The 11,332-nt window shown below is 67.6% G+C and carries 8 protein-coding genes and 1 tRNA gene; 2 read left to right on the forward strand and 7 right to left on the reverse strand.

The annotated features are described in order from the left end of the window. Positions 1-81: 81 nt before the first annotated feature. From LzC2_RS08985 to LzC2_RS09010, 6 genes are all read right to left on the reverse strand, one after another. On the reverse strand, positions 82-1,917 hold the full coding sequence (locus LzC2_RS08985; RefSeq protein WP_171186026.1) for a hypothetical protein: 1,836 nt from the start codon (positions 1,915-1,917) through the stop codon (positions 82-84). A 144-nt stretch (positions 1,918-2,061) separates the two neighbouring features. Further along, positions 2,062-5,613, reverse strand: a complete 3,552-nt coding sequence (locus tag LzC2_RS08990; protein WP_171186040.1) for a class I tRNA ligase family protein — start codon at positions 5,611-5,613, stop codon at positions 2,062-2,064. 222 nt (positions 5,614-5,835) lie between these two features. Continuing rightward, positions 5,836-6,657 (reverse strand): purine-nucleoside phosphorylase, encoded by an 822-nt coding sequence (locus LzC2_RS08995; RefSeq protein WP_171186028.1) that lies wholly within the window; start codon positions 6,655-6,657, stop codon positions 5,836-5,838. A gap of 51 nt (positions 6,658-6,708) precedes the next feature. Beyond that, complete coding sequence (locus tag LzC2_RS09000; protein WP_171186030.1) at positions 6,709-7,035, reverse strand: hypothetical protein; 327 nt, start codon at positions 7,033-7,035, stop codon at positions 6,709-6,711. 203 nt (positions 7,036-7,238) lie between these two features. Continuing rightward, positions 7,239-7,311, reverse strand: a tRNA-Ala gene (locus LzC2_RS09005). A gap of 136 nt (positions 7,312-7,447) precedes the next feature. Beyond that, complete coding sequence (locus LzC2_RS09010; RefSeq protein WP_171186032.1) at positions 7,448-9,082, reverse strand: AMP-binding protein; 1,635 nt, start codon at positions 9,080-9,082, stop codon at positions 7,448-7,450. A gap of 113 nt (positions 9,083-9,195) precedes the next feature. Between LzC2_RS09010 and LzC2_RS09015 the strand changes: the two genes are divergently transcribed. After that, positions 9,196-9,621, forward strand: coding sequence for a thiol-disulfide oxidoreductase DCC family protein (locus LzC2_RS09015; RefSeq protein ID WP_171186034.1), 426 nt, complete (start codon positions 9,196-9,198; stop codon positions 9,619-9,621). Between the two features lie 33 nt (positions 9,622-9,654). On the opposite strand, the gene aroH is transcribed toward LzC2_RS09015, so the two are convergent. Then, a complete protein-coding gene (aroH, locus tag LzC2_RS09020; protein WP_171186036.1) occupies positions 9,655-10,023 on the reverse strand; it encodes a chorismate mutase in 369 nt (122 codons plus the stop codon). A 179-nt stretch (positions 10,024-10,202) separates the two neighbouring features. Here aroH and lpxD point away from each other — a divergent pair, with 179 nt between their 5' ends. Further along, the gene (lpxD, locus tag LzC2_RS09025) at positions 10,203-11,291 is read left to right on the forward strand and encodes a UDP-3-O-(3-hydroxymyristoyl)glucosamine N-acyltransferase (RefSeq protein WP_171186038.1); all 1,089 of its coding nucleotides are present in this window, start codon (positions 10,203-10,205) and stop codon (positions 11,289-11,291) included. Positions 11,292-11,332 lie beyond the last annotated feature (41 nt).

Consider the following 11,332-nt stretch of genomic DNA (forward strand, 5'->3'; position numbering starts at 1 on the left):
GCTGATGCAGAAAGAGCCGCGATCGGGGGAGGTATCCCCGATCGCGGCTCTCTCCATTACGGTTGGCCCTTGTTCAGAGGCCTACAGCTGAGACTGGTCGTAGCGGTCGGTGATCGACAGGGCCAGGAATCGCACGAAGCCCTCGCCGAACACGAGTCGCAACCGCGCGCCGCCGGTGGGCGTCGGCTCGAACCGGATCGTGAGGCGATCCGAACCGTCCGAGAAGGCTTCGCGAGCCCGGAGCATCTCCTCGCCGCCGGCGTCGATGCTGTCCGGGAACCAGCCGGAGACGTTGATCGCCCCGCGGACCGGCGCCTCGGGCGGGGCGCCCAATCGGTTGCCGTTCGCCCGCACCGCTTCGACCGTCGCCATCGCTTCGGCCAGCGAGTTCTCCGCGCCGAGGACCACCCACACGTTCTGCCGGCCCAAGCCGACGTGCAGCGCCGGCTTGCCGCCGAAGAACTCGGCGCCTTGCTGGCCCTGCTCGACAGTCTCAACGACTTCTCCGCTATCGGGGTCACGGATTTCGTACGATTCTGGACGCGGTTCGGGATCGAAGCGGTGCCAAGTGACGCCGTTCTCCTGAGCGACGTTCAAGGTCATCGCTTTGACGAGATCGTTGTCCTCGGGAAGTTTCTCGGCGATCTGCTCCAGCACTTTCGGCACGCCCTGGCTGAACCGGTCGCCCTGCGCGATCGCGACCGCGCCCATGACCGTCTTGCCGCCCGAATCGCTCGGGCGGACCTGCACGAAGAAGTCGAGTTCGCCGTTCTCGACGGTGACGATCAGCGGCTCGAACACGTCGTTCGCCAGCCGCAGCGCCGCCGGATCGATCAGGGCGTAGTCACTGCGGCCCTCTTCGCGAGCGCTTTCCAGTTCGGCCTCGCGGGCGGGATCTTCGTCGCCCAGCGGCCGCAGGCCGGACAGGGCGGCGGCGATTTCGTCGCGGCCCAGCTTCAACTGCTCGATCGTGGATTCCTGATCCCATTGGTTGAAGGTCGTCCCGGCAACGAGGCTGAGCGGGGCGGTCTCCTCGTGCAGCACGTCGAAGGGCGTGCCCCGCCCCTTCACCAAGGCCAGCGAATCCGCCCAGGCGGTGCCGGCGACGGCGTCGAAGGCCAGATCCAATTCGACCGTCTCCCGCTCCGGGGAGGCGTCGAGGCCGAGCGTGATCGCGTCGGACCCTGCCAGCATCGCCTGGATCACCTCCAGGTTCCGTTTTGCCTGAGTCTTCCGCAGACGGAACGCCGCTTCGGGCTCCTCGTCCCGCCGCTGCATCTGCGTCTCGGTGTTCTGGTTAAGCAGGTTCTGGAACAGCTTCCGCATGCCCGGCGGGATGTTGCCGGGCAGGACCTGCACGGCGAAGTCGTAGCGAGCCGCCAGCGGGCCGGCGATGAGCGTTGGATCGGGCAGCAGGCGTTCCTCCACGAATTCCCGCTCGTTGGAGATCAGCGCATACCCGTTCGCCAACTTGGCGAACAGGGAGAACTGACGCCCCTTGATTTCCAGCAGATCCGGGGCGAGTTCCTCGGTGCTCATCCCGTCCCGCAGCGCCAGCGAATCGCGCAGTTCGCCCACGTCGCTGACCGGCAGGAAGCCGACCGGGCTGGGGATCGGCACGAAGCCGGGCTTGAGAAACACCATCACGCCCAGCGGCTTGGTGCGCTCGACGCCGCCGAGGTTATTGACGGTTTCAAGCAGCCCGTCGATAACGTCGGCCATGTCGCCGCGGCCGATCGTGTCGAACAGGGCGTCGACGTCCGACCGCGCCCGATCGACGCCGGCGAGCGTCACGACGCCCACCGGTTCGAGCAACTCCTGGACCGGCTCCTCTTCCTGTGCGACGGCGGGTCGAACGAACGACGAACCGGCGAGCGTGAGGGCGAGGAGCGGGGCGAGCGACAGGCAGCGGCGCATGGCGGCGGGTCATGGGGTACGGGACGCGAAGCGATACCGTTCCAACCCCCCGCGGGTTTCGCGGGTGTCGCGGTTCGGAGGTTGTTTGCGAACGTCGCCGTCACCAATCCAAAGCGTCAGCGAGGGTTGGTGCTTGATCGGGCGCTACACCTTGCGCACCGTCACCGATTCGCCGCCGGTTTCGCCCGGTTCCAAAGCATCCGCCAACGTTTCGCCGCGGATGTAATCGTCCCAAGCCTCGACCGCGGCGGTGCGGGCGGCGTCCGAGGCGTCGTAGGTCACGACAATGCGGTCGCTCAGTTCCAGGCCCGCCCCTTTTCGAGCTTCCTGCACCATTCGCACGAAGTCGCGGGCGAGGCCTTCGACCTTCAACTCCGGCGTGATGACGGTCGAAAGGGCCACGGTCACCCCGTCGCCGGCCGGCAGGGTCTCGCTGGCGCTGGCCCAGTCGCCGGATTGCTCCGTCGTCACCAAGACGTCTTCGGGCGAGAGGTCCAACGGTTCGCCGCCGACAGTCACCGTGACGTTCTCCCCCCGCCGCAGCGGGGCGAGCTCGTCGGACATCGCCGGGAACTCCTGCCGAATCGCGCCGAGCCGCTTGCCGCAGCGAGGACCGAGCGTTTTGAGGTTCGGCTTGAAGGTGTATTTGACGAGGTCGTCCAGCGACTCCGCCGGCGTGACTGCTTTGACGTTGAGTTCGTCGGCGATGACCTCCGCCAGCGACTCGACCGCGGCGGCGACGGCGGGAGAATCCGCGGCGATCTTCAGCTCCGCCAGCGGCTGCCGCACGCGGTGGCCGGTCTCTTCCCGCAGGCGATGGCCGAGTCGCACGACCGTCTGGGCGGCGGCCATGCGGGCGGTGAGCGTCTCGTCCGGGTCGGCGGGATAGTCCGCGAGCCGGGGGAACGAACAGAGGTGCACGCTGTGCGGCGCCCGCTCGTCCTTCGGAGTGTCTTTCTGCTGCGGAATGACGAGCGCCTGATAGATCCGCTCCGCGAGGAACGGCATCGACGGGGCGATCAGCTTCGACAGCGTCACCAACGCGGAATACAGCGTGAGATACGCCGCCCGCTTATCCGCATCCGACGCGTCGGCGGTCCGCCAGAACCGACGGCGGTTCCGACGGATGTACCAGTTCGACAGGTCGTCGAGGAACGCTTCGATCGTGCCGCAAACGTCGGCGGGGCGGTAGTCCTCGTACCCGGCGTTGACCTCGCCGACGGTCTCCCGCAGGCGGGCCATCAACCAGCGGTCGATCTCCGGCCGGTCCTTCAAGCCGACGATGTTCTTGTCGGTGATCTCAAAGCCGTCGGCGCGGGCGTACTCCGTGAAGAAGGTCAGGCAGTTCCACAGCGGAATCAGTACGCGGCGCCGGGTGTCGTCCGCCGGGCCGCTGGTGACTTCGCAGGTGGGGAAACCTTCGAGCGTCTGCTCGATCTCGCCCTCGGGCGTCTTCAGCGGCACCGGATTGTCCGGGTGCCGGGTGCCGAACCGCAGGTCGCGGGCGGGATCCTGGGCGAGGTACATCCACCGCATCGTGTCCACGCCGAGTTGCTCGGCGGCTTCCTCGAACCAGATCGCGGTGCCGTCGCTCTTATGCATCGGCGTGCCGGTCTCGTCGAGCACCAGCTTGTAGCCGAACAGCGTCTTGAACGGCCGTTTCTGGAGCACGTCCGTCTGCTCGTGCCGCAGCATCGTGCCGAGGGCCAGCAGCGAATAGAACCAGTTGCGGAACTGCCCGGGGAAGCTCTCGCTGACCAGATCGACCGGGTAGATCCCCTCCCACGCGTCGCGGTCGACGTTGTAGCCGGTGGTGCTGAACGGGGTGATGCCCGCGTCCAGCCACGGGTTGCCCACGTCCGGCACTCGCGACAGCAGCTTGCCGGTGGTGGACGATTTGATCTTCACCCCGTCGATCCACGGCTTGTGCGGGGTCCGGCCGGCGAAGCCGTCCCAACCCTCGACGGCGCGTTCCTCAAGCTCCTTGAGAGAGCCGATCACCTCGAAGTCGCCGGTCTCCGGGTCGGCCCAGATCGGCAGCGCCAAACCCCAAAAACGCTTCTTGGAGACCATCCAGTCCCGCATGTTGTCGAGCCATTCCAGCTCGCGACGTTCGCCGTCGACGCTCTCCGGGCGCCAGTCGATCGACTTGACCACGTCCTTGATCTCGTCCCGCCAATCCATGCGGATCAGCCACTCGTCGACGAGCCGGAAGATCAGCTCCTCGCCGGTCCGCCAGCAGTGCGGGTAGATGTGGGGGTAACGTTCATCCGCAACGTGGAAGCCGTTCTCCTTGAGCCGTTCGAGCACGAGGGCGGCGGCGTCCGGCTCGTAGGCAGCCAGGCCGGTGAACTCGCCGAAGCCGTCGATGAACCTGCCGGCTTCGTCCAGCGGGGCGACCGTCGGCAGGCCGTGTTCGGCGCTGAGCTTGTGGTCGATGTCGCCGCACCCGGGGGCGGTGTGCACGATGCCCGTGCCCTCCGCCGCGGTGACGACGGACGAACCGCGACTGTCCCGTCCGCCGTCGATAACCCGGTGCGCCTGCGCCGAGGACGGCTCGCCTTCGCTGCCCGGTTCCGCGGGGAAGCCGCCCGGCGACTGCTGCGCCGGCAGATGATCGAACGGCCCGTCATATTGCAGGCCGATCAGCTCGGCGCCCTTCACCGTGCCGACGACCTCGTAGCCGCCCTGCTCCTTGAAGATTTGGGCGAGCGTCTTGAGCTTCGGGACGTCCTCCGGCCACGGGCCGTCGCTGCCGAAGCCCTCTTTGAACTCCTTGGCGAGCCGTTGATTGTTCAGCGCCTCCGCGGCGACGTGCAGGATCGAACCGTCCTTGTTCAGCTTCACCCGGGCGTAGTCGAGGTCGGCGGAGACGGCGCAGGCGACGTTGCTGGTCAGCGTCCAGGGGGTGGTCGTCCAGGCCAGCAGGTATTCGTTCTCCCGATCGCGGATCGGGAAGCGCACGAACACGCTGCGGTGCGTCGTCAGCTTCCGGCCGTCGGCGACTTCCATCTGCGAATAGGCGCTGCCCGCGGTGCCGCCCCAGGGCATCACGTCGTTGCCGCGGTAGACCTTGCCGCGCTCGTGGCAGACTTTCAGGAACTGCCAGATCGTCTCGTTGTTCTCCGTGGAGAACGTGAAATAGCTGCCGCCCCACGGCTCTCCGCCGTCGCTGCGGCCGTCGCGCGGCGAGCCGAGCCGGGCGGTGATCTCTTCCGGGTGCCCGGTGACGACCTCGCCGGAGGCGGTCGTGAACGACACCGCCCGCCCCTCGCCCAGCACGTCGGCGAGCCGCCGCAGTTCGTCCGGCCGATCCCAGTCCATCCAGTAGCCGAGGCGGATGGACTGCTCCGTCTGCCGGGCCGCGAATCGCAGCACCCGCTTCTTGCACTCGGTGACGAATCGATCCACGCCAAAGGCTTCGATGTCCGCCTTCGATTTGAGGTCGAACTCCTTCTGCACCTCGACCTCGACCCACAGCCCCTGACAGTCGAAGCCGTTCTGCCACCAGCACTTACGACCGTTCATCGCATGAAAGCGACGGAAGGCGTCCTTGTACGTCCGACCCCAGGCGTGATGCACGCCCATCGGGTTGTTGGCCGTCATCGGGCCGTCGAGGAACGTCCACGGCTCCCCGTCCTCGGTTTGCTCGCGGAGGGCGTCGAAGGTGCGGTTCTCTTCCCAGAACCGGAGCATGTCGTGCTCGCCGGCGAGGAAGTCGGGACCGGCGAGTTTTGGGAACGGGGACGGCACGGCGGCGGCGGGTCTCGGAAGCGGCGGGGCGGGATGGTACGGACCCGTCCTCACACAGGCGAGCGGGGGGCGTCAGCCCCCCGTGTCCGTGTGCGGGGACGCCACGCATGAAAGCGGCGTCGAGAGAGCGCGGAGGGCTGGCGCCCCCCGCTCGCCGACGGTTCGTTACAGCCGGGGGATGACGCGTTGAAGCAGCTTGCTCAGCGCCGCCCCGCCCCGTTCGGCGGTGGCGATGATCTTGGCGATGTCGACCGGCTCCAGTCGCTCCGGATCGCAGAGGTCCGTCACGACGCTGAATGCCAGCGTTTTCATGCCGCAGTGCTTGGCGACGATGCACTCGGGGACGGTGCTCATGCCGACGACGTCGGCGCCGAAACCGCGGAGCATGCGGTACTCGGCCCGCGTCTCCAGGTTCGGCCCGGGCACGGCGACGAACACGCCGTCCCGCAGCGTCATCCCGCCGGCGGAGGCTTCCTCACGGGCGATCGCCATCAGCCCGCGATCGTACGGCTCGTACATATCCGGGAACCGCGGGCCGAGCGAATCGTCGTTCGGCCCGGTCAGCGGGTTGCCGGAGAGGAAGTCGATGTGGTCCTCGATCAGCATCGTGTCCGCCAGCTCAAACGACGGGTTCAGCCCGCCGGCGGCGTTCGTCAGGACCAACGTTTCCGCCCCCAGCGCCCGCACGACGCGGATCGGGAACGTGCACTCTGCGAGGGTATAGCCTTCGTAGGAGTGAAAGCGGCCGTCCAGCACGGCGACGCTCGCTCCGTTCAGCTCCCCGAGTAGCAACCGTCCGCGGTGGCTGGGGGCGGTCGGCGGGGGGAAGTGCGGAATCTCCGCGTACGGGATCACCGCCTCGGCGTTCACCGCTTCGGCCAATCCGCCCAAACCCGTGCCGGTCACCACGGCGACGCGCGGCGTACGGTCGCAAATCGACCGAACGGCGTCCGCTGCGGCCTCGATCTTCGACTTCAAGTCATTCATCAGCAGCGGGCATCGACGGAGCGGGCAATTCGGGCGGAACCGGACCGACGATCAAAACTCGTCGTCATCGTCGTCCAGGAAGTCGTCTTCGTCGTCGTCCTCATCGTCGAAGTCGTCCTCGTCGTCCAGCTCGTCTTCGTCGTCCTCGTCCTCGAACTCGTCGTCCTCGTCTTCATCCAGCTCGTCGTCCTCGAACTCGTCGTCCTCGTCCTCCAGTTCGTCCTCGAACTCGTCGTCTTCGTCGTCCAACTCGTCCACATAATCTTCCTCGTCCTCAATGATGGCCCACAGCCCGAACGGGCGCTCGGCGTCATCAGCGGGAGCGAAGGTCCCCGGGAGGGACGGGGCGGGACGGGCGGCGGGAGAAACCGTGAACATCGCGGCGGGAGCGTCGGCTGGGCGGGACCACGGCGGACCATCCGCCGGGGGGCTCCGAAGTAGACCGGGGGGGGCAGAGTGTCAAGCGCCCAAGATTCATTTTCGCCTCCCAAGTTCGGGGCGCAAATGACGCCGGTGCGCAACAAAAAACCGCCGGACCCGAAGGTCCGGCGGTCGGTATCGATCTCGGAAGATCGTGTCAGTGGAGGATAGGGGACTCGAACCCCTGACCTCCTGCATGCCATGCAGGCGCTCTCCCAGCTGAGCTAATCCCCCGTGCGGTCCGGCTTTCGCCGGGTGACGACCGTCAGACACGGCCGTCGTGTGAGAGGTTCACGGGAAACCCCTCGCGGGGCGGAACGATAGGAGAACCCGCCCCGCCCCGTCAACCCGACGGGTTCTCGAAATCGAGTCAGCCGCCCGCCGCCCGCTTCACAGCCAAGGTTTTCAGTGCTTTGAGGTCCAATTTTCCGGTGCCCAACACCGGGATTTCTTCGACCTGATAGAACGCATCGGCGGCCGGCAGCCACAGGTTCGGCAGGCCGCTGCCGTTCAACTTCGCCCGGAGTTCTTCGAGCGGCATCCCGAGGTCGCGGTACAGCACGACGATCCGCTCCCCCTTCTTCGGATCCGGAACGGCGCTGACCGCGAGCGTCGGCCCGTCCGCGGCTTCGCCCTCCTCGCCGGGCTCGTCCGGGCCGCAGGCGCATGCTTTCAGTAAGGCTTCCTCGATCTTCAGGTGAGGAACCATTTCCCCGCCGATCTTGCTGAACCGGCTGAGGCGGCCGGTGATGTGGATGAAGTCGTCCGCGTCGAGCTTCGCCATGTCGCCGGTGTCGTACCAGCCGTCGCGGACGGCCTTGGCGGTCTTCTCCGGGTCGTTCAGATAGCCCTTCATGACGGTGGCCCCGCCGACCTCCAGGATGCCTTCCTCGCCCAGGGGCACCTCCTCGCCGGATTCGGAGGAGACCACCCGCACCTTCACGCCCGGCAGCGGGCGGCCGATGGTGCCGTGCTTGAGGCCGGGGATGTCCCCCGCATGCTGCCGCACCGGCGGAACGTTGCAGGCGACGACCGGGCTGAGCTCCGTGGCGCCGTAACCCTCGGTCGGGGCGATGCCGAATTTTTCTTCCCACGCCTCCCTCAGGTCGGCGGGAAGCTGTTCTCCCCCGACGACCACGAGGTTAAGGTTGCCCAACTGCTCCGGCGTGCAGCGCTTGAGGTAACCGCGGAGGAAGGTCGGGGTCGCGAAGGTGATCGTCGGGCGGTATTTCTCGCCCAGCTTGCCGACGGTGCGGCTGTCGAGCGGGTTCGGACCGTAGACGCCGGCGCCCGGCAGGCACAACGGCCACCAGAGCGTCGCCGTGTAGCCGAAGCTGTGGAAGAAGGGCAGCACCCCCAGCGTGACGTCCTCCTCGACCGGGTGGGCGAGCGGTTCGATCGCCGCCAGCACGCTGCCGACGCTGTGGTGCGTGAGTTCGACCCCCTTCGGTTCGCCGGTGCTCCCGGAGGTGAACACCACCGTCAGCGTGGCGTGCGGGTCGAGTCGATCGAGTCCCAGCGACTTCGTCAGTAGTCCCAGCGGCAACGCGGCGTGGGCGGCGGCCTTCAGCTTGTCGAGGCCGCCCGCCTGCTCCTTGAGGTCTTCGAGGTAGACGTATTCCGCGTTCAGCTCCATCGGCCGCTTCTTCAGGAACGCCCGGCTGGTCAGGACGTGCTTCACCCCGGCCTCCCGCAGACAGTGATTCGCCACCTCGTCCGAGAGCGTGTAATTCACGTTGACGGTCACGCGCCCGTCGATCGTGAGGGCGGTGTTGGCCAGCACCGCGCCGACGCTGGGCGGCAGGAGAATGCCGACGTGCGTTTCATTCGCGTCGAGCACATGCTTCCGCAGCAGCGAGCGGAACAGCAGCGTTCCGATCAGCAATCGCTTGCCCGTCAGTTCCGTGCCCAGGGCGTCGGCGACCTTCATCCGGCCCGCATCCGCCTTGCACCGAGCAAGCAGCCCGAGCGGCGGGAGAACGGCGGGGGGGGCGGCGTCTGACATTCGGAGGCGGAGCGGCTGGCGGCGTGCGGACGGCGGAGAGTAAAGCTGTTCTCGTCCCATCCCAATGGAGTCCGCGGCGGTTGGTTCCGACCGTCCGCCGCGGTTCCCCCGCAATGACCGCCGTCTCCCTCCCCCCCGCCGCCGACGGGCACCCGGTGCTGTTCTTCGATGGCGTCTGCGGATTGTGTAGCGCCTCGGTGGACTGGCTTATCGCCCGCGACCCGCACGGCGTGCTCCGCTTCGCCCCGCTGCAGGGAGAGACGGCGGAACAGTTCCTTCCCGAAAGCGATCGCGGCTGCCTCGATTCGCTCGTGCTGCTCGACGACGCTGGGCGCTCGCGGCGGAGCCGGGCGGTCCTGCGGGCGCTGAGGCACCTGGGGGGCCGGTGGTCGGTCGTCGGCCGGATTCTATGGTTCGTTCCGAGTCCGCTGCGGGACGTGGGGTACCGCCTCGTCTCGAAGGTCCGCTATGCGGTTTGGGGTAAGAAGGAGACCTGTCGCCTGCCGACGGCGGAGGAGCGCGAACGTTTCCTGCCCTGACCAGATCGCCCGCAAAGGGCCGCGCGGCGGCGATTACTGGGCCTCTCCGAGGTCCGGCCGGAGCGCCTTGGCCCGATGTAGATACACGTGTTGAACGTCCTTTTGACTGAGCGTCGTGTCGACGTGCAGCAACACGCGGATCAGCCGCGGGAGGGCGCCGGCCACGTCGATTTCCGACGCGCACAACAGCGGTACCGCTCCGAAACCCACGCCGCGGGCCGCCTCGGCGGGGAAGCAGCTCACGAGGTCCGGCGTCGTGGTGAAGAAGGCGCTGCTGACCCGGTCCAGATCGTCCACGCCGTTCCTTTCGAGCACTTCGCGGAGCAACTCGGCCGTCGCCTCCAACACGGCGTCGCGATCGTCGACTTCGACGCTGGTGGCCCCCCGGATTCCGCGGATCATGGGTTGGACTCGGTACAAACGGCGTGCGGGCGGGAAGCGGGTTCGGCGGACAGGGTATCGGACGGGGCGGGGTTCGGCCTTCCCACTGATCGCCGGGGTCGGGTATTCTGGAGGAAGACCATTCCCGCACGACGCCGGCCTGGTCGTTCCCCGATCAGTCCCCTCGCACGGACGCGGCCATGCCCCTCCTCGGCGACCTCCTCACAAACTGCCCGCCCTCCGCGGCGGACGTGGAGGTGAACGGCCTGGGAACCGTGGCCCACGCGAAGCCGGGCGATCTGCTGTTTCTGGCCGACCCCAAATCCAGTCGTCTTCCCGCGGAGAGCCCCGCCGCGGCCGTGTTGGTGGAACCGGGTTTGGAAGCGAAGGCGAAGGATTTTCCCGGCGTCGTGATCCCGATGGCCGGCGCCCGCGCCGCGTTCCTGAGTCTGCTGCCGACGCTCTCCCCCCGCCGCACCGGCGATGTGCGAGGCGTCTCAAAATCGGCGTTCGTACACGCTTCCGCGAAGGTGGCCGACGACGCGACCGTCCACGCCGGCGCCACGATTTCTGAACACGCGGTGGTCGGCGCCGGCTGCGTCGTCTTCCCGGGCGCGTTCGTCGGCCCGGGGTGTACGCTGGGCGAGAACGTCACGCTGCACCCCAACTGCGTGCTGCACGACGGCGTCCATCTCGCCGACGGAGTCACCGTCCAAGCCGGCGCCGTGCTGGGGCAGGACGGCTTCGGCTTCGACAGCGACGCCCGCGGCCATCATCACCTGCCTCATCACGGCGGAGTGCAAATCGGTGCGGGCGTGCTCGTCGGCGCCAACAGCACCGTCGCCCGGGGCATGATCGCCGATACCTACGTCGGCGCCGGCACGGTGATCGACGCCCAGGTCGTCATCGCCCACAACTGCGACATCGGTCCGCACAACCTGTTCTGCAGTCAGGTCGGCATCGCCGGATCCGTGACGACGGGGGCGTTCGTGATCGCCGCCGGTCAGGCGGGGATCGCGGATCACGTCACCGTCTGCGGCGGCGTGACGCTGGGCAGCAACGCGGGCATGAGCCGGGATTGCAAGACGCCGGGAACGTACCTCGGACTCCCGGCCCAACCGGCGGATGCGGAGGCCAAGGTGGTGATTGCGTCGCGCAAGTTGCCGGAGATGCGACGGACGGTCAAAGAACTGCAGAAACAAGTGGCCTTGCTGGCTGCTAAGATTGAACGGTTGGAAGCCGAGGAGTCCGACGACGATCTTGGATTGAGCCTTCGCGACGCGGCCTAGCGCCGTCCGCCCCCCGGTTCGTATCACCCCGACCCCATGGC

This window comes from Alienimonas chondri, from assembly GCF_013036045.1.
GTDB classification, from domain to species: Bacteria; Planctomycetota; Planctomycetia; order Planctomycetales; family Planctomycetaceae; genus Alienimonas; species Alienimonas chondri.